This window comes from Bisbaumannia pacifica (assembly GCF_007989625.1).
Classification (GTDB): Bacteria; Pseudomonadota; Gammaproteobacteria; order Pseudomonadales; family Halomonadaceae; genus Bisbaumannia; species Bisbaumannia pacifica.
Genome location: NZ_BJUK01000035.1, coordinates 1 through 19876, shown reverse-complemented (window position 1 = coordinate 19876; position 19876 = coordinate 1). Strand labels below are relative to the sequence as shown.

The following is a 19876-nucleotide window of genomic DNA, read 5'->3' as shown; positions in this document are numbered from 1 at the left end:
AGGTTATAGCAGTGGCTAAGGAAAAATTCGAACGTTCCAAACCGCACGTAAACGTCGGCACCATCGGTCACGTTGACCACGGCAAGACCACCCTGACCGCGGCCCTGACCCGCGTGTCCGCCGAGGTGTTCGGTGGCGACGCTCGTGCCTTCGACTCCATCGACAACGCTCCGGAAGAGCGTGAGCGCGGTATCACCATCTCTACCGCTCACGTCGAGTACCAGTCCGAAGAGCGTCACTACGCTCACGTCGACTGCCCGGGGCACGCCGACTACGTCAAGAACATGATCACCGGTGCTGCCCAGATGGACGGCGCTATCCTGGTCTGTTCCGCCGCCGACGGTCCCATGCCGCAGACTCGCGAGCACATCCTGCTGTCTCGTCAGGTCGGCGTGCCGTACATCGTCGTGTTCCTGAACAAGGCCGACATGGTCGACGACGAAGAGCTGCTCGAGCTGGTCGAAATGGAAGTGCGTGAGCTCCTCAACGAGTACGACTTCCCGGGCGACGACACCCCGATCATCATCGGCTCCGCGCTGATGGCCCTGGAAGGCAAGGACGACAACGGCATGGGTACCACCGCCGTTGCCAACCTGATCAAGGCCCTGGATGACTACATCCCGGAGCCGGAGCGTGCCATCGACCAGCCGTTCCTGATGCCGATCGAGGACGTGTTCTCCATCTCCGGTCGCGGTACCGTGGTGACCGGTCGTATCGAGCGCGGCATCGTCAAGGCCGGCGAAGAGATCGAGATCGTCGGTATCAAGGACACCACCAAGACCACCGTTACCGGTGTCGAGATGTTCCGCAAGCTGCTCGACGAAGGTCGTGCCGGTGAGAACGTCGGCGCCCTGCTGCGCGGCACCAAGCGTGACGACGTCGAGCGTGGTCAGGTTCTGGCCAAGCCGGGCTCCATCACTCCGCACACCAAGTTCGAGGCGGAAGTGTATGTGCTGTCCAAGGACGAGGGTGGTCGTCACACTCCGTTCTTCAAGGGCTACCGTCCGCAGTTCTACTTCCGTACCACCGACGTGACCGGTACCTGTGAACTGCCGGAAGGCGTCGAAATGGTCATGCCGGGCGACAACGTCAAGATGGTTGTCACCCTGATCGCCCCGATCGCCATGGAAGACGGCCTGCGCTTCGCCATCCGCGAAGGCGGTCGTACCGTCGGCGCCGGCGTCGTGGCCAAGATCGTCGAGTAAGCTTGATCGCTCGATGATCGAAGGGGGCTCCTCCAGGAGCCCCCTTTCTGCGCATGCCGCTTCCAGTGTTTGACTCTGGTGGCGGCCATGCCTATAATGCGCATCCTTTGAATGCGTAGGTAGGCGGCAACTGCCGTCGACTTCCATTGGAGTTTAGGGCTAATGCAGAACCAGAAGATTCGCATTCGGTTGAAGGCGTTCGACCATCGCCTGATCGACCAGTCCACGGCGGAGATCGTTGAGACCGCCAAGCGTACTGGTGCTCAGGTGCGCGGTCCGATCCCGCTGCCGACCAACCGTGAGCGCTATACCGTGCTGATCTCGCCGCACGTCAACAAGGACGCGCGCGACCAGTACGAGATTCGCACTCACAAGCGTGTGCTCGACATCGTCGAACCCACTGAAAAGACCGTCGACGCACTGATGAAGCTCGACCTCGCCGCCGGCGTGGACGTGCAGATCAAACTCGACTAAGACCTCACTAGTCACTGCGGCCCAGCGCCTAGCGAATTCGTTTAGGCAGCAGCCGCCACGCCGGGATGGCGTCACACAATGTGCTAGTGGAATGCTCTGGAAAGGGCAGCCATAGCGGGTGATAGCCCCGTACACTATTAGGAGACTGAACATGACTATCGGTTTGCTCGGTAAGAAGGCCGGTATGACCCGCGTCTTTACCGAAGATGGCGCTTCCGTGCCAGTAACCGTGATCGAGGTTGAGCCTAACCGCGTGACTCGCGTCAAGTCCGTCGATGTCGACGGCTACGCCGCGGTTCAGGTGACTACCGGCTCCCGCAAGGCCAAGCACCTCACCAAAGCCCAGGCGGGTCAATTCGCTAAGGCGGGTGTCGAGGCCGGCCGTACCCTGATGGAGTTCCGCCTCGCCGAAGGCGATGAGGCTCCGGAAGTGGGCGGCGAACTCACCGTATCCCTCTTCGAAGCTGGTCAGAAGATCGACGTGACCGGCACCTCCAAGGGTAAGGGCTTCCAGGGCGCCGTCAAGCGCTGGAACTTCCGCACCCAGGACAACAGCCACGGCAACTCTCTTTCCCACCGTGCACCGGGTTCCATCGGCATGTGCCAGACCCCGGGTCGCGTCTTCAAGGGCAAGAAGATGGCCGGCCAGATGGGCAACGCGCGCTCTACCGTGCAGAGCCTGGAAGTCGTCCGTGTCGACGCCGAACGTAACCTGCTGCTGGTCAAGGGCGCCGTGCCCGGTGCCACCGGTAGTGACGTCATCGTGCGCAGTGCCGTGAAAGCTGGCTGAAGGGGATAACACCGATGAATCTGAATCTTGCTGCCGGCGCCGGCACCGTCGAAGTGTCCGACGTCACCTTTGGCAAAGAATTCAACGAAGCGCTGGTTCACCAGGTGGTCACCGCCTATCTGGCCGGTGGTCGTCAGGGCACTCGCGCCCAGAAGAACCGCTCCGACGTGCGTGGCGGCGGCAAGAAGCCGTGGCGTCAGAAGGGCACCGGTCGTGCCCGTGCCGGTACCATCCGTTCTCCGCTGTGGCGTAGTGGTGGCGTGACCTTCGCGGCGCGTCCCCAGGACTACACCCAGAAGGTCAACCGCAAGATGTACCGCGCGGCCATGCGCTCCATCCTCTCCGAGCTGGTCCGTCAGGAGCGCCTGGTGGCCGTCGAAGAGTTTGCCGTCGACGCGCCCAAGACCAAGCAGCTGGTCGCCAAGCTCGGCGAGCTGGGGCTGGAGAAGGTGCTGATCGTCACCGAAGAGGTCGACGAGAACCTGTACCTGGCCGCCCGCAACATCCCCAACGTGGATGTGGTGGACGTGGCTGCCGCCGACCCGGTGAGCCTGGTCGCCTTCGATAAGGTGCTGGCTACCGTTTCCGCCCTGCGCAAATTCGAGGAGAAGCTGGCATGAACCAGGAGCGTGTATTCAAGGTTCTGCTCGGTCCGCACATGACCGAGAAAGCCGCCTTCGCTGCCGAACGCAACCAATACGTGTTCAAGGTGGCGGACGACGCGACCAAGCCGGAAATCAAGAAGGCCGTGCAGGCCCTGTTCGGCAAGAAGGTCGACCGTGTGCAGGTCCTGAACGTCAAGGGCAAGACCAAGCGCACCGCTCATGGCGTCGGCCAGCGTAAGGGTTACCGCAAGGCGTACGTGACCCTGGCCGCGGGCGAGACGCTCGAAGACTTCTCTGGCACCGAATAAGGGCAGGAGCACGGATCATGGCAGTAGTCAAGACTAAACCCACCTCCGCCGGTCGTCGTCACCTGATCAAGGTCGTGAACGACGAGCTGCACAAGGGTCGTGGTTATGCCCCGCTGCTCGAGAAGAAGTCTCGCAGCGGTGGCCGCAACAACAACGGTCGCATCACCACCCGTCACGTGGGTGGTGGTCATCGTCAGCACTATCGTCTGATCGATTTCAAGCGCACCAAGGATGGCGTTCCCGCCGTCGTCGAGCGCCTGGAATACGATCCGAACCGCAGTGCTCATATCGCACTGCTCAAGTACCTGGACGGCGAGCGTCGCTACATCATCGCGCCCAAGGGCGTGAAGGCCGGCGATACCCTCGAGTCTGGGGTCAATGCGGCGATCAAGAAGGGCAACGCCCTGCCGCTGCGCAACATCCCGCTCGGCTCCACGGTGCACTGCATCGAGCTGAAGCCGGGCAAGGGTGCGCAGATCGCTCGCAGCGCCGGTACCAGCGCTCAGCTGGTGGCTCGCGAAGGCAACTACGCCACCCTGCGTCTGCGCTCCGGCGAGATGCGCAAGGTGCTGGCCGAGTGCCGCGCCACCCTGGGCGAGGTGAGCAACTCCGAGCATAGCCTGCGTCAACTGGGCAAGGCCGGTGCCAAGCGCTGGCGTGGCGTGCGTCCGACGGTTCGCGGTGTCGCCATGAACCCGGTGGATCACCCCCACGGTGGTGGTGAAGGCCGCACCAGCGGTGGCCGTCATCCGGTCACTCCCTGGGGTGTGCCCACCAAGGGTCACAAGACTCGCAAGAACAAGCGCACCGACGCACTGATCGTTCGTCGCCGCAAGGCCAAGTAACAGACATTAAGGGGTAACGGCTGTGCCACGTTCACTGAAGAAAGGTCCTTTTATTGACCTTCATCTGCTGAAGAAGGTTGAGGCTGCAGTGGAGAAGAGTGACCGCAAACCGATCAAGACCTGGTCGCGTCGCTCCATGATCCTGCCGAACATGGTTGGGCTCACCATTGCCGTCCATAACGGACGCCAACACGTCCCGGTTCACATCTCCGAGGAAATGGTTGGCCACAAGCTGGGCGAATTCGCTGCAACCCGCACTTATCGCGGTCATGCGGCGGACAAGAAAGCCAAACGGTAAGCCAGAGAGGATTGAGAGATGGAAGTCACTGCTAAGCTGCGTGGCGCTCGTTTATCCGCCCAGAAGGCCCGTTTGGTGGCTGACCAGGTGCGCGGTAAGCCTGTCGCCGAAGCACTCGACCTGCTGACCTTCTCACCGAAGAAGGCCGCCAAGCTGGTCAAAAAGGTGCTGCAGTCCGCCATCGCGAATGCGGAAGAAAACAACGGCATGGACATCGACGAGCTGCGTGTCTCGACCATCTGTGTCGATGAGGGCATGACGCTCAAGCGTATCAAGCCGCGGGCCAAGGGCCGTGCGGACCGTATCTTGAAGCGCACTTGCCACATCACCGTCAAGGTAGCCGAGAAGTAGGAGTCGACCAGATGGGTCAAAAAGTCAATCCAACAGGCATTCGGCTGGGTATCGTCAAAGACCATACCTCTGTCTGGTACGCCGAGCGCGGTGCCTACGCCGATAAACTGAATAACGATCTCGAGGTGCGTAGCTTCCTGGAGGAGCGTCTCAAGAACGCCTCCGTGAGCCGCATCACCATCGAGCGTCCCGCGAACAACGCTCGTATCACCATTCACACCGCCCGTCCGGGCATCGTGATTGGTAAGAAGGGCGAAGACGTCGATCGTCTGCGCCGCGAGGTCACCGCGATGATGGGCGTGCCCGTGCACGTCAACATCGAGGAAGTTCGCAAGCCGGAACTGGACGCCATGCTGGTGGCCCAGAACATCGCCGGCCAGCTGGAGCGTCGCGTGATGTTCCGTCGCGCCATGAAGCGCGCCGTGCAGAACGCCATGCGCCTCGGCGCCGGTGGTATCAAGGTGCAGCTGTCCGGTCGCCTGGGTGGCGCCGAGATCGCTCGTACCGAGTGGTACCGCGAGGGTCGGGTTCCGCTGCACACCCTGCGTGCGGACATCGACTACGCCACCTTCGAAGCGCAGACCACCTACGGCATCATCGGTGTCAAGGTCTGGGTCTTCAAGGGTGAAATCCTCGGGGGCATCGAAGAGGTTCGCGCCAAGGCCAAACAGCCGCAGGCCGCGCCCTCCAAGAAGAAAGGTTCCAGGTAAGGGGAGAGCGAGTCGATGTTACAACCTAAGCGCATGAAATTCCGCAAGATGCAGAAGGGCCGCAACCGTGGCCTGGCGCATCGCGGTAGCAAGGTCAGCTTCGGCGAGTATGGCCTCAAAGCCACCGGCCGTGGTCGCGTGACCGCGCGTCAGATCGAAGCCGGTCGTCGTGCCATCACTCGTCACGTGAAGCGTGGTGGCAAGATCTGGATCCGCGTGTTCCCGGACAAGCCGATCTCCAAGAAGCCCCTCGAAGTCCGTATGGGTAAGGGTAAGGGCTCCGTGGAGTACTGGGTCGCCCAGATCCAGCCGGGTCGGATCCTGTACGAGATTGAAGGTGTTTCTGAAGAGCTGGCTCGTGAGGCCTTCCGCCTGGCCGCTCAGAAGTTCCCGGTCTCCACCACCTTTGTGAAACGGACGGTGATGTGATGAACGCCCAGGAAATTCGTGAAAAGTCAGTCGAAGAGCTGAACGCACAGCTCCTCGATCTCCTCCGCGAGCAGTTCAACCTGCGCATGCAGAAGGCCACCGGCCAACTGAGCCAGACTCATCTGCTCAAGCAGGTCCGTCGGGATATCGCCCGCGTGAAGACTGTGCTCAACGAGAAGGCAGGTGATTGAGATGGCCGAAGAAAAGAAAGCCCGTACGCTCACCGGCAAGGTGGTGAGCGACAAGATGGACAAGTCCATCGTCGTCATGATCGAGCGCCGTGAGCGTCATCCGATCTATGGCAAGTACATGAAGCGCTCCACCAAACTGCACGCCCATGATGAGGCGAACCAGGCCAAGGCTGGGGATACGGTATCCATTCAGGAAAGCCGTCCGCTGTCCAAGAAAAAGGCCTGGACGCTGGTTGAAGTGGTCGAGCAGGCCAAGGGCTAAGGCTCGGCAAGCGACTTCGTAACCAGTGCAGTCAGATTAGGTTTGGAGAAAACCGATGATTCAGACTCAGACAATGCTGGATGTCGCCGACAACAGCGGGGCGCGCCGGGTGCAGTGCATCAAGGTGCTGGGTGGCTCACATCGCCGCTATGCCCGTGTCGGTGACGTCATCAAAGTCACGGTGAAAGAAGCCATCCCGCGTGGCAAGGTCAAGAAGGGCCAGGTGCTGAAGGCGGTGGTGGTTCGCACCCGTAGTGGTGTTCGCCGTTCCGACGGCTCGCTGATCCGCTTCGACGGCAATGCGGCGGTTCTGTTGAACAACACCAACGAGCAGCCGATTGGTACTCGTATCTTCGGGCCGGTGACTCGTGAGCTTCGTACCGAGAAGTTCATGAAGATCATTTCCCTGGCGCCCGAAGTGCTGTAAGGAGCGAGGCGGACATGCAAAAGATCAAACGTGACGATGAAGTGATCGTCATCGCTGGCAAGGACAAGGGCAAGCGCGGCACCGTCAAGCGGGTTCTCGAAAACCGCTTCGTGGTGTCCGGTGTGAACATGATCAAGCGTCACACCAAGCCGAATCCCATGGCTGGCAATCAGGGCGGTATCGTCGAGCGCGAGGCGCCGATTCACGCGTCCAACGTAGCCATCTTCAACCAGGAGACCGGTAAGGCAGATCGCGTCGGCTTCCAGGTTAAGGAAGACGGTTCCAAGGTACGTATCTACAAGTCGACGCAGACGCAGATCGACGCCTAACGCGAGTCGGGTAGCAAAATGGCGAACTTGAAAGAACGTTATCAGAACGAGGTGGTGGCTCAACTCAAAGAGCAGTTCAGCTACGCCAACGTGATGCAGGTGCCCCGAGTCACCAAAGTGACCCTGAACATGGGCATCGGCGATGCGACCAGCGATAAAAAGCTGATCGAAAACGCCATCGGCGACATGGAGAAACTCTCCGGTCAGAAGCCGGTGATTACTAAGGCGCGCAAGTCCATCGCGGGCTTCAAGGTGCGTGAGGGCTGGCCGATCGGGATCAAGGTCACGCTGCGTAGTGAGCGCATGTGGGACTTCCTGGATCGCCTGGTGAACATCGCGATCCCCCGCGTTCGTGACTTCCGTGGTCTCAACCCGAAGTCCTTCGACGGTCGTGGCAACTACTCCATGGGGGTGCGTGAGCAGATCATCTTCCCGGAGATCGAGTATGATAAGATCGATCAAGTCCGTGGCCTGGATGTGACCATCACCACCACTGCCAACACCGATGAAGAAGGCCGTGCGCTGCTCAGCGCGCTGAACTTCCCGTTCAAGAAATAAGGGTGGGATCATGGCAAAGAAAAGCATGATTGAGCGCGAACTCAAGCGTACCAAGCTCGTTGCTAAGTACGCCGAGAAGCGCGCGGCTCTCAAGGCCATCATTAACGACGTCAACGCTTCCGATGAAGAGCGCTTCGACGCCACGCTGAAGTTGCAGCAGCTGCCGCGTGACTCCAGCCCGGTGCGTCAGCGTAACCGCTGCCGCGTCACCGGCCGTCCGCACGGCTACTACAACAAGTTCGGCCTCGGCCGTAACAAGCTGCGTGAAGCCGCCATGCGTGGCGATGTCCCTGGGCTCAAGAAGTCCAGCTGGTAAGCCACGTAGAAACATCAGGAGCGCAACGTAATGAGCATGCAAGATACGCTGGCGGATATGTTCACCCGTATCCGCAATGCGCAGATGGCCACCAAGGAGACGGTCACCATGCCGTCCTCCAAGCTCAAGGTAGAGCTGGCCCGCGTATTGAAGGACGAGGGTTATGTCTCTGACTTCGCCGTCGCCGAAGGTGCCAAGCCCGAGCTGACCATCACCCTCAAGTACTTCGAGGGCAAGCCGGTCATCGAGCACATCCAGCGGGTGTCCAAGCCGTCCCTGCGTCAGTACAAGGGCAAGGACGAGCTGCCGAAGGTCGCCGACGGCCTGGGCGTGGCGATCGTTTCCACCTCCAAGGGTGTGATGACCGACCGTGCCGCGCGTCAGGCTGGTATCGGTGGCGAAGTCCTCTGCACCGTATTCTAGGAGTTTGGAATGTCACGCGTAGCCAAATATCCGGTTAAATTGCCCGCTGGCGTCGAGTTCAAGCTCGACGGTGACCAGCTGAGCGTCAAGGGTGGCCAGGGCACCCTCTCCATGACCGTGCACCCCGATGTGGTGATCGGCCAGGAAGAGGGCCAGGTGACCTTCGCGCCGAGCGAGTCCGCCAAGAGCTGGGCAATGGTCGGTACTACCCGCGCACTGGTCCAGAACCTGGTTACCGGTGTGTCCGAGGGCTTCACCAAGACCCTCGAGATCAATGGCGTCGGTTACCGGGCTCAGGCCAAGGGCCAGACGCTTAACCTGACACTGGGCTTCTCCCACCCGGTCGATTACACGCTGCCTGAAGGTGTGACGGCGGAAACGCCGAAGAACACCACCGTCGTGCTGAAGAGCGCGGACAAGCAGAAGCTCGGCCAGGTTGCCGCGGAAATCCGCGCCTTCCGTCCGCCCGAGCCCTATAAGGGCAAGGGTATCCGGTACGGCGACGAGCAGGTCCGCCGCAAAGAAGCCAAGAAGAAGTAAGGCAGGGTTATGAACGCGAAGAAAGAATCTCGTCTCCGTCGTGCCCGCCGCGCTCGCGCCAAGATTCGCGAGCTGGGCGTGTATCGCCTGTGCGTCAACCGTACTCCGCGCCACATCTACGCGCAGATCATCTCGCCGGATGGTGGTAAGGTGCTGGCCAGCGCTTCTACGCTGGACAAGTCCCTGCGTGAGGGTGCGACCGGTAATGCCGACGCCGCCGCCAAGGTCGGCGCGCTGATTGCCGAGCGCGCGAAGGAAGCAGGCATCACCCAGGTGGCCTTCGATCGTGCTGGCTTCCAGTATCACGGTCGCGTCAAGGCTCTGGCCGACGCCGCTCGTGAAGGCGGCCTGGATTTCTAAAGGGTTTTTACGATGGCGAAGAACGAACAGCAAAACGGCGATCTGCAGGAAAAGCTCGTGCAGGTCAACCGTGTCGCCAAGGTGGTCAAGGGTGGCCGTATCTTCGGTTTCACCGCCCTGACCGTCGTGGGCGATGGCAATGGTCGTGTGGGCTTCGGTCGTGGCAAGGCGCGTGAAGTGCCGGTCGCGATCCAGAAGGCCATGGACCAGGCGCGCCGCAACATGGTCAAGGTGACCCTGGCTGGTCATACCCTGCAGTACCCGGTCAAGGCTCGTCATGGCGCCTCCAAGGTGTTCATGCAGCCGGCCTCCGAGGGTACCGGTATCATCGCCGGTGGCGCCATGCGCTCCGTGCTCGAGCTGGCCGGCGTCCATGACGTCCTGGCCAAGTGCTACGGCTCCACTAACCCGGTGAACGTGGTGCGTGCGACCGTCAAGGGTCTCGCCTCCATGCAGTCGCCGGAAGACATCGCCGCCAAGCGCGGTCTGTCTGTCGAAGCGATCACGGGGTAAGACACCATGGCAGCGACACTCAAGGTTACCCAGGTCCGTAGCACCATCGGCATCCTGCCCAAGCACAAGGCCACCATGAAGGGCCTCGGGCTGCGCCGTATCGGTCACTCGGTCGAACTGGAAGACACCCCTGCCGTTCGCGGCATGATCCACAAGGTTAACTACCTTGTGCGTGTTGAGGGAGAGTAATCCATGAAACTCAATAGCCTGAGCCCGGCTCCGGGCTCCAAGCACGCCGAAAAGCGTGTTGGTCGTGGCATCGGCTCCGGTCTGGGCAAGACCGGTGGCCGCGGCCACAAGGGCCAGAAGTCTCGTAGCGGCGGCAGCGTCAAGCCCGGCTTCGAGGGCGGTCAGATGCCGCTGCAGCGGCGTCTGCCGAAGTTTGGCTTCACCTCCATGAAGTCCCTGGTCTCCGAAGAGGTTCGCCTCTTCGAACTGGCCAAGGTCGCGGGTGAGGAAGTCACTCTGGAGACCCTGAAGCAGGCCAACGTGCTCAAGGACGCCACGCAATTCGCGAAGGTGATCCTCTCCGGCGAACTGAACAAGGCGGTCACCGTTCGCGGCCTCAAGGTCACCAAGGGTGCCCGTGCCGCGATCGAAGCCGCCGGTGGCAAGGTAGAGGACTAAATGGCTAAGTCAGGAAACATGCCGGCGATGGGCAGCGGTCTGAGTGAACTGTGGGCGCGTCTGCGCTTCGTGCTCCTCGCCATCGTGGTGTACCGGATCGGTGCCCACATCCCCGTGCCCGGTATCAATCCTGACCAGCTTGCTGCCTTGTTCAGGGAGCAGCAGGGCACCATCCTGGGCATGTTCAACATGTTCTCGGGTGGCGCCCTGGAGCGCATGAGCATCTTCGCCCTGGGCATCATGCCCTATATCTCGGCGTCGATTATCATGCAGCTGCTGACCGCGGTCTCGCCCCATCTTGAGCAGCTCAAGAAGGAGGGCGAGGCCGGCCGCCGCAAGATCAGCCAGTACACCCGCTACGGCACCCTGGTGCTGGCCTTTGTCCAGGCCGTCGGCATGTCCGTCGGCCTGGCGGGGCAGGGCATCGCCTATACTGCCGACTTCAGCTTCTATTTCACCGCCGTGACCACCTTCGTGGCCGGGGCGGTGTTCATGATGTGGCTGGGTGAGCAGATTACCGAGAAGGGGATCGGCAACGGCATCTCGCTGCTGATCTTCGCCGGTATCGTCGCGGGCCTGCCCGGCGCCGTGGGGCAGGCCTTCGAGCTGGCCCGTAACGAAGGCGCCTGGAATGTCCTGCCGCTGCTGGCCCTGACGGTGCTGGGCGTGGCCACCGTGGCCTTCGTGGTGTTTATCGAGCGCGGTCAGCGTCGCATCACCGTGAACTACCCGCGGCGCCAGGTCGGCAACAAGATGTACGCCGGCCAGAGCAGCTACCTCCCCCTGAAGGTGAACATGGCCGGCGTGATTCCGGCGATCTTCGCCTCCAGCATCCTGTTGTTCCCGGCGTCGCTGGGGCAGTGGGTCAGCGCGGGGGAAGGGCTCGACTGGTTGCAGTCGGCTTCCCTGGCCCTGGGGCCCGGTCAGCCGCTGTACATCTTGCTTTTCGCCGCGGCGGTGGTATTCTTCTGCTTCTTCTACACAGCGCTGGTCTTCAACCCCAAGGACGTCGCCGACAACCTCAAGAAGTCGGGAGCCTTCCTGCCGGGGATTCGGCCCGGCGAGCAGACCGCTCGCTATATCGATAAGGTCATGACCCGTCTGACCTTCTTCGGTGCCATCTACATCACTGCGGTTTCCCTGATGCCCCAGTTCCTGATCGTGGCGTGGAACGTGCCGTTCTTCTTCGGCGGTACCTCGCTGTTGATCGTGGTAGTGGTCATCATGGACTTCATGGCTCAGGTGCAGTCACACCTCATGTCGCACCAGTACGAGTCGGTGATGAAGAAGTCCAACCTGAAAGGCTACGGTAGCGGCGGCATCATGCGCTAAGGCGCGCCGTACGTGAATTGGAGAGAACGATGAAAGTTCGAGCTTCCGTAAAGAAAATGTGCCGTAACTGCAAGATCATTCGTCGCAATGGCGCCGTGCGTGTCATCTGCAGCGAGCCGCGGCACAAGCAGCGTCAGGGCTGAGCCCTGACGGCTGCGACTCACCGGGTGCCGGCATACCCCTTGCCCTCTCGAGGGTAAAGGGGTATGCTATTGCGCCTTTTGTAGTAGACCCAATCGAGCAAGCCGCTCAAATTTCGGAGAAAGCTGATGGCCCGTATTGCAGGCGTCAATATCCCGGACAACAAGCATGCGGCGATCTCGCTGACCTATATCTTCGGGATTGGCCGCACTCGTGCACAGGACATCTGTGCCGCGACCGGCATCGCGCCGACTACCAAGATTCAGGAGCTCTCCAGCGACGAGCTGGACACCCTGCGTGCTGAAGTCGGCAAGTACACCGTTGAAGGTGACCTTCGTCGTGATGTGACGCTGAACATCAAGCGTCTCATGGACCTGGGTTGCTATCGTGGTCTGCGTCATCGTCGTAGTCTTCCGCTGCGTGGTCAGCGTACCAAGACTAACGCGCGTACCCGTAAGGGCCCGCGTAAGCCGATTCGCAAATAATTACGCACGTTCTGGCGTTTAGACAGGAAGAAACATCAACATGGCTAACCCGCGTAGTAACCGTAAAAAGGTGAAAAAGCAGGTGGTGGATGCGGTTGCCCACATCCATGCCTCTTTTAACAACACGATCGTGACGATCACAGACCGCCAGGGCAATGCTCTCTCCTGGGCAACTGCCGGTGGTTCGGGTTTTCGTGGTTCTCGCAAGAGCACCCCGTTCGCTGCTCAAGTGGCAAGCGAACGTGCAGCGACCGCTGCAGCCGAGTATGGTGTAAAGAACGTCGACGTGCTGGTCAAAGGCCCCGGTCCGGGCCGTGAGTCCGCCGTGCGCGCACTGAATGCCGCCGGTTTCCGCGTGCAGAGCATCACCGACGTGACGCCCATTCCCCACAATGGCTGCCGTCCGCCGAAGAAACGCCGCGTTTAAGGAGACAGACTCATGGCTCGTTATATTGGACCGAAGTGCAAACTGTCTCGTCGTGAAGGTACCGACCTCTTTCTGAAGAGCGGTGTCACTCCCTTCGAGAAGAAATGCAAATCCGAGCAGATCCCGGGTGTGCATGGCCAGCGCCGTCAGCGTCTTTCCGACTACGGCTTGCAGCTTCGCGAGAAGCAGAAAGTGCGTCGCATGTACGGCGTACTCGAAAAGCAGTTCCGCAGCTACTACAAGGAAGCCGCCCGCCGCAAGGGCGCGACCGGTGAAGTGCTGCTGCAGCTGCTGGAATCCCGACTGGACAACGTCGTCTACCGCATGGGCTTTGGCTCCACTCGCGCCGAATCGCGCCAGCTGGTCAGCCACAAGGCCATCGCCGTGAACGGCCGTACCGTCAACGTGGCCTCCTACCAGGTCAAGCCCGGTGACGTGGTGTCCGTTCGTGAGAAGGCCAAGAACCAGGCGCGCATTCAGAGTGCGCTGTCCATCGCCGCCAACCGCGGTGACATCGCCTGGATCGACGTCGACTCCAAGAAGATGGAAGGCACTTTCAAGGCTCTGCCTGAACGCGGCGACTTGTCTGCCGACATCAACGAAAACCTGATCGTCGAGCTGTACTCGAAGTAAGCCGCATCGCCGGGTGCCTGACGGCGCCCGGTCAACGAATTCGAGTATCCGTTTGGCAGCCTGAAAGGTGTTCTTATGCAGCGTTCAGTGACAGAGTTTCTCCGTCCTCGCGATATCAAGGTCGAAGAGATCAGCGCGCATCGTGCGAAGATCGTGCTCGAGCCCTTCGAGCGCGGCTTCGGCCATACCCTGGGGAATGCGCTGCGTCGTATCCTGCTCTCGTCCATGCCCGGCTGTGCCGTGGTGGAAGCCGAGATCGCCGGTGTCGAGCATGAATACAGCGCGATCGAAGGGGTCCAGGAAGATGTGATCGAGATCCTCCTCAACCTGAAGGACGTGGCGATCAAGATGCATAGCCGCGATGAGGCGGTGCTCTCGCTGAACAAGCAGGGCCCGGCCGTCATCACCGCGGGTGATATCGCCGTCGATCACGATGTCGAGATCGTCAATCCCGAGCACGTCATCGCCCACGTCAACGAAGGCGCCGAGCTGAAAATGCAGCTCAAGGTCGCCCGCGGACGCGGTTACGAGCCGGCGGATGCTCGCGAGAGTGCGGATGATGAGTCACGCGCCATCGGTCGCCTGCAGCTGGATGCGACCTTCAGCCCCGTGCGTCGTGTTTCCTATGCCGTCGAGGCCGCGCGTGTCGAACAGCGCACCGACCTCGATAAGCTGATCATCGATCTGGAAACCGATGGCACCCTGGATCCGGAAGAGGCGATCCGTCGCAGCGCCACCATCCTGCAAGAGCAGCTGAGTGCGTTCGTCGACCTGGAAGCCGATAAGGAACAGGAAGTGGTAGAGGAAGAGGATCAGATCGATCCCATCCTGCTGCGCCCCGTAGACGATCTCGAGTTGACCGTCCGCAGTGCCAACTGCCTGAAGGCCGAGAACATCTACTACATCGGTGATCTGATTCAGCGTACCGAAGTGGAGCTGCTGAAGACGCCGAATCTCGGCAAGAAGTCCCTGAATGAGATCAAGGACGTGTTGGCGGCACGCGGTCTGTCCCTGGGCATGCGCCTGGAAAACTGGCCGCCGGCCAGTCTGAAGGACGACAAGGCCTCCGCGTGAGTGTCGACTCGAGTCCCAGTTTGGTAAGGAATCACAACCATGCGTCATCGTAAGAGTGGTCGCCACCTGAATCGTACGAGCTCGCACCGCAAGGCCATGTTCAAGAACATGTGCGTTTCGCTGGTCGAGCACGAAGTGATCAAGACAACCCTGCCCAAGGCCAAGGAACTGCGTCGTCATATCGAGCCGCTGATCACCCTGGCCAAGCAGGATAGCGTTGCCAATCGTCGTCTGGCCTTCAGCCGCACCCGCTCCAAGGAAGCGGTCGGCAAGCTCTTCAACGAGCTGGGTCCGCGTTACGTCGAGCGTCCGGGCGGTTATGTCCGTGTCCTCAAGTGCGGTTTCCGCACCGGCGACAACGCCCCCATGGCCATCGTCGAACTCGTCGACCGTCCGGTCGTCGAGGAGGTCGAGGAAGCCGCCGAGGAGTGATCCCCGGTGGGCCCCGGCCCGGCAATGACAGAAAAACCGGCTTCCTTCGGGGGCCGGTTTTTTTTTGGCTTCAAATCTTGGGCTTGGCGCTGAAAGACAATACCACCCGCGAGGCTTGGCCTCGGGGGTGGTATCAGTTTGGCGGCTTCCGGCTTGCCGTTAGGCTGTGGCTTTCGGCTGGGTTTTCTGGGCCTTGGCGCGCTCCAGCAGCGGCTTGAGGAAGCGCCCGGTATGCGAGGCTTCCATCTCGGCGACCCGTTCCGGGGTGCCCTCGGCGATGATACGCCCGCCGCCGGAGCCGCCCTCGGGGCCCAGGTCCACCAGCCAGTCGGCGGTCTTGATCACGTCGAGGTTGTGCTCGATCACCACGATGGTATTGCCGTGGTCGCGCAGCCGGTGGAGCACCGTCAGCAACTGGCGGATATCCTCGAAGTGCAGCCCGGTGGTGGGTTCGTCGAGGATATACAGGGTCTTGCCGGTGTCGCGCTTGGCCAGCTCTCGGGCCAGCTTGACCCGCTGGGCCTCGCCGCCGGAGAGGGTGGTGGCGCTCTGCCCCAGGCGGATATAGGACAGCCCCACGTCCATCAGGGTCTGCAGGCGGCGGGCGATGGCCGGCACCGGCGAGAAGAATTCCAGGGCCTCCTCCACGGTCATGCCCAGCACCTCGTCGATGCACTTGCCCTTGTACTGCACCTCCAGGGTCTCGCGGTTGTAGCGCTTGCCCTTGCAGACGTCGCAGGGCACATAGATGTCCGGCAGGAAGTGCATCTCCACCTTGATCATGCCCTCGCCCTGGCACGCCTCGCAGCGTCCGCCCTTGACGTTGAAGCTGAAGCGCCCCGGCTTGTAGCCCCGGGAGCGGGCCTCCTGGGTGCCGGCGAAGAGCTCGCGGATCGGCGTGAAGATGCCGGTATAGGTGGCCGGGTTGGAGCGCGGGGTGCGGCCGATGGGGCTCTGGTCGATATCGATCACCTTGTCGAGCTGATCGAGCCCCTCGATGCCGGCGTAGGGCGCCGGGGTCAGGGTGGTGGCGTGATTGAGCTCCCGGGCGGCGATGGGCATCAGCGTCGAGTTGATCAGCGTCGACTTGCCGGAGCCGGAGACCCCGGTGACGCAGATGAGTAGCCCCAGGGGCAGCTCCAGGGTGACCTCCTGGAGGTTGTTGCCGGTGGCGCCGGTGAGGCGCAGCACCTTCTGCGGGTTGCCGGGAATCCGGTAAGGCGGCACCTCGATACGCCGGGTGCCGGCCAGGTACTGACCGGTCAGGGAGTCGGGGTTGGCGGTCACCTCGTGCGGGGTGCCCTGGGCAACGATGCGCCCGCCGTGGACGCCAGCGCCGGGGCCGATATCCAGCACATGGTCGGCGGCGCGGATGGCATCCTCGTCGTGCTCCACCACGATCACGGTGTTGCCCAGGTCGCGCAGGTGCTCCAGGGTCTTGAGCAGGCGGTCGTTGTCGCGCTGGTGCAGGCCGATGGAGGGCTCGTCGAGGATATACATGACGCCCACCAGGCCGGCGCCGATCTGGCTGGCCAGGCGGATGCGCTGGGCCTCGCCGCCGGAGAGGGTCTCGGCGCTGCGCTCCAGGGTCAGGTAGTCGAGCCCCACATTGACCAGGAACTCCAAGCGGGCGTGGATCTCGTTGACGATCTTCACGGCGATCTCGCCGCGGCGTCCCTCCAGGGTCAGCTGGCGGAAGTAGTCCCAGGCCTCGCCGATGGGCAGGCGCACCATCTCCGGCAGGGTGCGCTCGTCGATATAGACGTGACGGGCCTCCTTGCGCAGCCGCGAGCCGTGGCAGCTCGGGCAGGGCTGGACGGCGATATAGCGGGCCAGCTCTTCGCGCACCGAGTTCGACTCGGTCTCCCGGTAGCGGCGCTGCATATTGGGCAGGACCCCTTCGAAGGGATGCTCGCGAGTCACCCGGCGGCCGCGGTCGCCGACGTAATCGAAGGCGATGGGATCATGACCGCTGCCGTGGAGGATGACCTCGCGCTCGTGGCGGGCCAGCTCCTGCCAGGGGGTCTCCAGCTCGAAGCGGTAGTGGTTGGCCACCGCCTGGAGCTGGTTGAAGTAGTAGACGCTGCGGCGATCCCAGCCCTTGATCACCCCCTCGGCGAGCGACAACTCCGGGTGGCTGATCAGCTTCTCCGGGTCGAAGACCTGCTGCACGCCGAGGCCATCGCAGCTCGAGCAGGCGCCGGCCGGGTTGTTGAAGGAGAACATGCGCGGCTCGAGCTCGGAGATCGAGTAGCCGCACACCGGACAGGCGAAGCGCGCCGAGAAGGCGATATCCTCCCGCTCGCCCTCCATGAAGTGCACCATGGCCACGCCGTCGGCCAGGTTGAGGGCGGTCTCGAAGGATTCCGCGAGGCGCTGGGCTAGCCCCTCGCGCACCTTGATACGGTCCACCACCACGCTGATATCGTGCTTCTTGTTCTTGTCCAGGGGCGCCAGGTCGTCCAGCTCCAGCACCTGGCCGTCGATCATGGCGCGCACGAAGCCCTGGGCACGCAGTTCGGCCAGCAGCTGCAGGTGTTCGCCCTTGCGGCCGGAGACCACCGGGGCCAGCAGCATCAGCTTGCTGCCCTCGGGCAGGGCCAGCACCTGATCGACCATCTGCGAGATGGTCTGGGCCTCCAGGGCCTCGCCATGCTCCGGGCAGCGTGGGGTGCCGGCGCGGGCGAACAGCAGGCGCAGGTAGTCGTAAATCTCGGTGATGGTGCCCACGGTGGAGCGCGGGTTGTGGGAGGTGGACTTCTGTTCGATGGAGATCGCCGGGGAGAGCCCCTCGATATGGTCGACGTCGGGCTTCTCCATCATCGACAGGAACTGCCGGGCATAGGTGGAGAGGGACTCCACGTAGCGGCGCTGTCCCTCGGCGTAGAGGGTATCGAAGGCCAGCGACGACTTGCCGGAGCCGGAGAGGCCGGTCACCACGATCAGCTTGTCGCGGGGCAGGTCGACGTCGATATGCTTGAGGTTATGGGTGCGTGCGCCCCTCACCAGGATCCTGTCCATTACCACCTCGCGGTGCGTGCAAAACCTCGATTATACGGCCTGGCCCGAAGCCCCGGCAAAGCCGCCCTGCGCCGGGCCGGCATCGACGGTTAGCGCTCCTGGCTATTTCCGTGTGATGGGTATGGCCTCGCGCTTTCCCCCGGTGGGGGCGAGCCGCTAGAATATGGCCCTCCACGACGGCGGCCCTGCCGTCGCTACCGCTTCCTGGAATTCGCTATTCGCATGGTCTCTCGCCTGTTACGCGCCACCGAGCGCCGTGCCATCGTCGGCCTCTCCGGCCTCTACGCCACCCGCATGCTGGGCCTGTTCATGGTGCTGCCGGTGCTGGCCCTCTATGCCGGCGAGCTGGAGGGGGCCACGCCGCTGCTGATCGGCCTGGCCCTGGGCGGCTATGGCCTGACCCAGGCCATCCTGCAGATTCCCTTCGGGCTGCTCTCCGATCGCCTGGGCCGCAAGCCGGTGATCGCCTTCGGCATGCTGTTGTTCCTGGCCGGCAGCCTGGTGGCGGCTAGCGCCGAGAGCATCGCCCTGGTGATCCTGGGGCGCTGCCTGCAGGGCAGCGGCGCCGTGGCCGCCGCCATCATGGCACTGCTGGCCGACCAGACCCGGGAGGAGGTGCGCACCGCCGCCATGGCCAGCATCGGCCTCTCCATCGGCGTGGCCTTCGCCGTGGCCATGGTACTGGGCCCCTGGCTGGCCGCGGCCTTCGGCCTGGGGGCGATCTTCTGGGTCACCGCCGCCTTGTCGCTCGTGGGGCTGGTGGTGCTCTGGGGCCTGGTGCCTCGGGCCCCTCAGCGCCGCCATCGCGACGTGGGGCTGGACCGCGCCCAACTGCGTAGCGTGCTGGGCCGTGCCGACCTGCTGCGCCTGGACTTCTCCATCTTCGCCCTGCACCTGCTGCTGATGGCACTGTTCGTGGCGATCCCCCTGCGCCTGCTCGACGCGGGCCTGGCGGTCGAGCATCATGGGTGGGTCTATCTTGGCATCATGGGGCTGGCCTTCGTCGGCATGGTGCCGCTGGTGATCATCGCCGAGAAGCGTCGCCGCATGAAGACGATGTTCCTGCTGGCGGTGGCCGGGCTGGGGCTATGCAGTCTGGGGCTGGGCCTGGCAGGGGAGGGGCGTTGGGGCCTGCTGGGCTGGCTATTGGGCTTCTTCGTGGCCTTCAACCTGCTCGAGGCGACCCTGCCGTCGATGCTCAGCAAGCTGGCGCCCGCCGGCGCCAAGGGCACCGCCATGGGGGTCTACTCCACCGGGCAGTTCCTGGGGGCCTTCCTGGGTGGCGTCCTGGGCGGGGCCCTGGTGCAGTGGGGCGGGCTGGAGGCGGTCTTCTATGGCGCGGCCCTGATTGGCCTGCTATGGCTGGGGGTGATCGCCGGCATGGCGCCGCCACCGCACCTCTCCAGCGAGGTGGTGGCCCTGGGCGACGAGCCCCAGGACGCCCTGGATTCATTGATGGAGCGCCTGGCCGAAGTGGCCGGCGTCGAGGACGTACTGGTCGTGCCGGAGGAGCGGGTTGCCTATCTCAAGGTGGACCGCCAGCGGCTCGACAGCGAGGCCCTGGCCCGAGTGGCCGGGAAACGAGAAGAGTAAGCGACTCCACCCTCCGGGGTGGAGCCTACCCGAACCGAGGTGGGTGCCCGTGGGCGCCCCGCAAGCGAGGAGTCAACTATGGCCCGTGGTGTCAACAAGGTCATCCTGATCGGCAATCTGGGACAGGACCCGGAGGTGCGTTTCCTGCCTTCCGGTAACCCGGTGGCCAACCTGCGT

32 protein-coding genes are annotated in these 19876 nt (G+C 62.6%); 31 read left to right on the top strand and 1 reads right to left on the bottom strand.

What is annotated here, in order from left to right:
* Positions 1-11 precede the first annotated feature (11 nt).
* From tuf to rplQ, 29 genes are all read left to right on the top strand, one after another.
* Entirely contained in the window at positions 12-1205 is a 1194-nt protein-coding gene (gene tuf / locus HPA02_RS13535; RefSeq protein ID WP_146803735.1) for an elongation factor Tu, read from the top strand.
* 162 nt (positions 1206-1367) lie between these two features.
* Entirely contained in the window at positions 1368-1679 is a 312-nt protein-coding gene (gene rpsJ, locus HPA02_RS13530) for a 30S ribosomal protein S10 (protein ID WP_134846622.1), read from the top strand.
* Between the two features lie 151 nt (positions 1680-1830).
* A complete protein-coding gene (gene rplC / locus HPA02_RS13525) occupies positions 1831-2469 on the top strand; it encodes a 50S ribosomal protein L3 (protein ID WP_146803734.1) in 639 nt (212 codons plus the stop codon).
* Positions 2470-2483: 14 nt separating this feature from the next.
* Positions 2484-3089: a 50S ribosomal protein L4 gene (rplD, locus tag HPA02_RS13520; protein ID WP_146803733.1), complete on the top strand. Its 606-nt coding sequence runs from the start codon at positions 2484-2486 to the stop codon at positions 3087-3089.
* A complete protein-coding gene (gene rplW, locus HPA02_RS13515) occupies positions 3086-3382 on the top strand; it encodes a 50S ribosomal protein L23 (protein WP_146803732.1) in 297 nt (98 codons plus the stop codon). The genes rplD and rplW overlap by 4 nt, the downstream gene beginning before the upstream one ends.
* Before the next feature lie 17 nt (positions 3383-3399).
* On the top strand, positions 3400-4227 hold the full coding sequence (rplB, locus tag HPA02_RS13510) for a 50S ribosomal protein L2 (protein ID WP_146803731.1): 828 nt from the start codon (positions 3400-3402) through the stop codon (positions 4225-4227).
* A 22-nt stretch (positions 4228-4249) separates the two neighbouring features.
* Positions 4250-4525 (top strand): 30S ribosomal protein S19, encoded by a 276-nt coding sequence (gene rpsS / locus HPA02_RS13505; protein ID WP_146803730.1) that lies wholly within the window; start codon positions 4250-4252, stop codon positions 4523-4525.
* Positions 4526-4543: 18 nt separating this feature from the next.
* Entirely contained in the window at positions 4544-4876 is a 333-nt protein-coding gene (gene rplV, locus HPA02_RS13500; RefSeq protein WP_010626471.1) for a 50S ribosomal protein L22, read from the top strand.
* A gap of 11 nt (positions 4877-4887) precedes the next feature.
* Complete coding sequence (gene rpsC, locus HPA02_RS13495; RefSeq protein ID WP_146803729.1) at positions 4888-5586, top strand: 30S ribosomal protein S3; 699 nt, start codon at positions 4888-4890, stop codon at positions 5584-5586.
* A gap of 15 nt (positions 5587-5601) precedes the next feature.
* Positions 5602-6015, top strand: a complete 414-nt coding sequence (rplP, locus tag HPA02_RS13490) for a 50S ribosomal protein L16 (protein WP_146803728.1) — start codon at positions 5602-5604, stop codon at positions 6013-6015.
* On the top strand, positions 6015-6206 hold the full coding sequence (gene rpmC, locus HPA02_RS13485; protein ID WP_146803727.1) for a 50S ribosomal protein L29: 192 nt from the start codon (positions 6015-6017) through the stop codon (positions 6204-6206). Before rplP ends, rpmC begins: the two co-directional genes overlap by 1 nt.
* Position 6207: 1 nt before the next feature.
* Entirely contained in the window at positions 6208-6468 is a 261-nt protein-coding gene (rpsQ, locus tag HPA02_RS13480; RefSeq protein WP_089659633.1) for a 30S ribosomal protein S17, read from the top strand.
* 55 nt (positions 6469-6523) lie between these two features.
* Positions 6524-6895, top strand: a complete 372-nt coding sequence (gene rplN / locus HPA02_RS13475; protein ID WP_146803726.1) for a 50S ribosomal protein L14 — start codon at positions 6524-6526, stop codon at positions 6893-6895.
* Positions 6896-6909: 14 nt separating this feature from the next.
* Positions 6910-7224 carry a 50S ribosomal protein L24 gene (gene rplX / locus HPA02_RS13470; protein WP_146803725.1) on the top strand — a complete coding sequence of 105 codons (315 nt, stop codon included), beginning with the start codon at positions 6910-6912 and terminating at the stop codon, positions 7222-7224.
* A gap of 18 nt (positions 7225-7242) precedes the next feature.
* A complete protein-coding gene (rplE, locus tag HPA02_RS13465) occupies positions 7243-7782 on the top strand; it encodes a 50S ribosomal protein L5 (RefSeq protein ID WP_146803724.1) in 540 nt (179 codons plus the stop codon).
* Positions 7783-7792: 10 nt separating this feature from the next.
* Positions 7793-8098: a 30S ribosomal protein S14 gene (gene rpsN, locus HPA02_RS13460; RefSeq protein ID WP_146803723.1), complete on the top strand. Its 306-nt coding sequence runs from the start codon at positions 7793-7795 to the stop codon at positions 8096-8098.
* 30 nt (positions 8099-8128) lie between these two features.
* The gene (gene rpsH, locus HPA02_RS13455; protein ID WP_146803722.1) at positions 8129-8521 is read left to right on the top strand and encodes a 30S ribosomal protein S8; all 393 of its coding nucleotides are present in this window, start codon (positions 8129-8131) and stop codon (positions 8519-8521) included.
* A 9-nt stretch (positions 8522-8530) separates the two neighbouring features.
* A complete protein-coding gene (rplF, locus tag HPA02_RS13450) occupies positions 8531-9061 on the top strand; it encodes a 50S ribosomal protein L6 (RefSeq protein ID WP_146803721.1) in 531 nt (176 codons plus the stop codon).
* Between the two features lie 9 nt (positions 9062-9070).
* Entirely contained in the window at positions 9071-9421 is a 351-nt protein-coding gene (gene rplR, locus HPA02_RS13445) for a 50S ribosomal protein L18 (protein ID WP_146803720.1), read from the top strand.
* A 12-nt stretch (positions 9422-9433) separates the two neighbouring features.
* Positions 9434-9934, top strand: coding sequence for a 30S ribosomal protein S5 (gene rpsE, locus HPA02_RS13440; RefSeq protein WP_146803719.1), 501 nt, complete (start codon positions 9434-9436; stop codon positions 9932-9934).
* A gap of 6 nt (positions 9935-9940) precedes the next feature.
* A complete protein-coding gene (gene rpmD / locus HPA02_RS13435; protein ID WP_146803718.1) occupies positions 9941-10123 on the top strand; it encodes a 50S ribosomal protein L30 in 183 nt (60 codons plus the stop codon).
* Positions 10124-10126: 3 nt separating this feature from the next.
* Positions 10127-10561, top strand: coding sequence for a 50S ribosomal protein L15 (gene rplO, locus HPA02_RS13430; RefSeq protein WP_146803717.1), 435 nt, complete (start codon positions 10127-10129; stop codon positions 10559-10561).
* On the top strand, positions 10562-11893 hold the full coding sequence (gene secY / locus HPA02_RS13425) for a preprotein translocase subunit SecY (RefSeq protein WP_146803716.1): 1332 nt from the start codon (positions 10562-10564) through the stop codon (positions 11891-11893).
* 29 nt (positions 11894-11922) lie between these two features.
* Positions 11923-12036, top strand: a complete 114-nt coding sequence (rpmJ, locus tag HPA02_RS13420) for a 50S ribosomal protein L36 (protein WP_008959154.1) — start codon at positions 11923-11925, stop codon at positions 12034-12036.
* Positions 12037-12162: 126 nt separating this feature from the next.
* The gene (gene rpsM, locus HPA02_RS13415; protein WP_146803715.1) at positions 12163-12519 is read left to right on the top strand and encodes a 30S ribosomal protein S13; all 357 of its coding nucleotides are present in this window, start codon (positions 12163-12165) and stop codon (positions 12517-12519) included.
* 40 nt (positions 12520-12559) lie between these two features.
* Positions 12560-12946 (top strand): 30S ribosomal protein S11, encoded by a 387-nt coding sequence (rpsK, locus tag HPA02_RS13410; RefSeq protein WP_146803714.1) that lies wholly within the window; start codon positions 12560-12562, stop codon positions 12944-12946.
* 12 nt (positions 12947-12958) lie between these two features.
* The gene (rpsD, locus tag HPA02_RS13405; RefSeq protein WP_146803713.1) at positions 12959-13579 is read left to right on the top strand and encodes a 30S ribosomal protein S4; all 621 of its coding nucleotides are present in this window, start codon (positions 12959-12961) and stop codon (positions 13577-13579) included.
* Between the two features lie 75 nt (positions 13580-13654).
* The gene (locus tag HPA02_RS13400; protein ID WP_146803712.1) at positions 13655-14653 is read left to right on the top strand and encodes a DNA-directed RNA polymerase subunit alpha; all 999 of its coding nucleotides are present in this window, start codon (positions 13655-13657) and stop codon (positions 14651-14653) included.
* 39 nt (positions 14654-14692) lie between these two features.
* Positions 14693-15085: a 50S ribosomal protein L17 gene (gene rplQ, locus HPA02_RS13395; RefSeq protein ID WP_146803711.1), complete on the top strand. Its 393-nt coding sequence runs from the start codon at positions 14693-14695 to the stop codon at positions 15083-15085.
* 159 nt (positions 15086-15244) lie between these two features.
* Here the strand turns inward: rplQ and uvrA are convergent, their stop codons facing one another.
* A complete protein-coding gene (gene uvrA, locus HPA02_RS13390) occupies positions 15245-18106 on the bottom strand; it encodes an excinuclease ABC subunit UvrA (protein ID WP_146803710.1) in 2862 nt (953 codons plus the stop codon).
* Between the two features lie 216 nt (positions 18107-18322).
* Between uvrA and HPA02_RS13385 the strand changes: the two genes are divergently transcribed.
* A complete protein-coding gene (locus HPA02_RS13385; RefSeq protein WP_146803709.1) occupies positions 18323-19699 on the top strand; it encodes an MFS transporter in 1377 nt (458 codons plus the stop codon).
* Positions 19700-19777: 78 nt separating this feature from the next.
* The coding region (locus HPA02_RS13380) for a single-stranded DNA-binding protein (RefSeq protein ID WP_146803708.1) at positions 19778-19876 on the top strand (99 nt) is incomplete at its 3' end.

Bases quoted from the DNA above. Each gene is read 5' to 3' on its own strand.
- rpmD (WP_146803718.1), top strand. From the start codon at position 9,941: ATGGCAGCGACACTCAAGGTTACCCAGGTCCGTAGCACCATCGGCATC.
- rpmJ (WP_008959154.1), top strand. From the start codon at position 11,923: ATGAAAGTTCGAGCTTCCGTAAAGAAAATGTGCCGTAACTGCAAGATC.
- rplB (WP_146803731.1), top strand. From the start codon at position 3,400: ATGGCAGTAGTCAAGACTAAACCCACCTCCGCCGGTCGTCGTCACCTG.
- rplX (WP_146803725.1), top strand. From the start codon at position 6,910: ATGCAAAAGATCAAACGTGACGATGAAGTGATCGTCATCGCTGGCAAG.
- rplW (WP_146803732.1), top strand. From the start codon at position 3,086: ATGAACCAGGAGCGTGTATTCAAGGTTCTGCTCGGTCCGCACATGACC.
- rplV (WP_010626471.1), top strand. From the start codon at position 4,544: ATGGAAGTCACTGCTAAGCTGCGTGGCGCTCGTTTATCCGCCCAGAAG.
- rplO (WP_146803717.1), top strand. From the start codon at position 10,127: ATGAAACTCAATAGCCTGAGCCCGGCTCCGGGCTCCAAGCACGCCGAA.
- rpsQ (WP_089659633.1), top strand. From the start codon at position 6,208: ATGGCCGAAGAAAAGAAAGCCCGTACGCTCACCGGCAAGGTGGTGAGC.
- rplF (WP_146803721.1), top strand. From the start codon at position 8,531: ATGTCACGCGTAGCCAAATATCCGGTTAAATTGCCCGCTGGCGTCGAG.
- rplQ (WP_146803711.1), top strand. From the start codon at position 14,693: ATGCGTCATCGTAAGAGTGGTCGCCACCTGAATCGTACGAGCTCGCAC.
- rpsH (WP_146803722.1), top strand. From the start codon at position 8,129: ATGAGCATGCAAGATACGCTGGCGGATATGTTCACCCGTATCCGCAAT.
- rpsK (WP_146803714.1), top strand. From the start codon at position 12,560: ATGGCTAACCCGCGTAGTAACCGTAAAAAGGTGAAAAAGCAGGTGGTG.
- rplD (WP_146803733.1), top strand. From the start codon at position 2,484: ATGAATCTGAATCTTGCTGCCGGCGCCGGCACCGTCGAAGTGTCCGAC.
- rpsE (WP_146803719.1), top strand. From the start codon at position 9,434: ATGGCGAAGAACGAACAGCAAAACGGCGATCTGCAGGAAAAGCTCGTG.
- rplP (WP_146803728.1), top strand. From the start codon at position 5,602: ATGTTACAACCTAAGCGCATGAAATTCCGCAAGATGCAGAAGGGCCGC.
- rpsD (WP_146803713.1), top strand. From the start codon at position 12,959: ATGGCTCGTTATATTGGACCGAAGTGCAAACTGTCTCGTCGTGAAGGT.
- uvrA (WP_146803710.1), bottom strand. From the start codon at position 18,106: ATGGACAGGATCCTGGTGAGGGGCGCACGCACCCATAACCTCAAGCAT.
- HPA02_RS13400 (WP_146803712.1), top strand. From the start codon at position 13,655: ATGCAGCGTTCAGTGACAGAGTTTCTCCGTCCTCGCGATATCAAGGTC.
- rplR (WP_146803720.1), top strand. From the start codon at position 9,071: ATGAACGCGAAGAAAGAATCTCGTCTCCGTCGTGCCCGCCGCGCTCGC.
- rplC (WP_146803734.1), top strand. From the start codon at position 1,831: ATGACTATCGGTTTGCTCGGTAAGAAGGCCGGTATGACCCGCGTCTTT.
- rpsN (WP_146803723.1), top strand. From the start codon at position 7,793: ATGGCAAAGAAAAGCATGATTGAGCGCGAACTCAAGCGTACCAAGCTC.
- rplE (WP_146803724.1), top strand. From the start codon at position 7,243: ATGGCGAACTTGAAAGAACGTTATCAGAACGAGGTGGTGGCTCAACTC.
- rpmC (WP_146803727.1), top strand. From the start codon at position 6,015: ATGAACGCCCAGGAAATTCGTGAAAAGTCAGTCGAAGAGCTGAACGCA.
- rplN (WP_146803726.1), top strand. From the start codon at position 6,524: ATGATTCAGACTCAGACAATGCTGGATGTCGCCGACAACAGCGGGGCG.
- rpsM (WP_146803715.1), top strand. From the start codon at position 12,163: ATGGCCCGTATTGCAGGCGTCAATATCCCGGACAACAAGCATGCGGCG.
- secY (WP_146803716.1), top strand. From the start codon at position 10,562: ATGGCTAAGTCAGGAAACATGCCGGCGATGGGCAGCGGTCTGAGTGAA.
- rpsJ (WP_134846622.1), top strand. From the start codon at position 1,368: ATGCAGAACCAGAAGATTCGCATTCGGTTGAAGGCGTTCGACCATCGC.
- rpsC (WP_146803729.1), top strand. From the start codon at position 4,888: ATGGGTCAAAAAGTCAATCCAACAGGCATTCGGCTGGGTATCGTCAAA.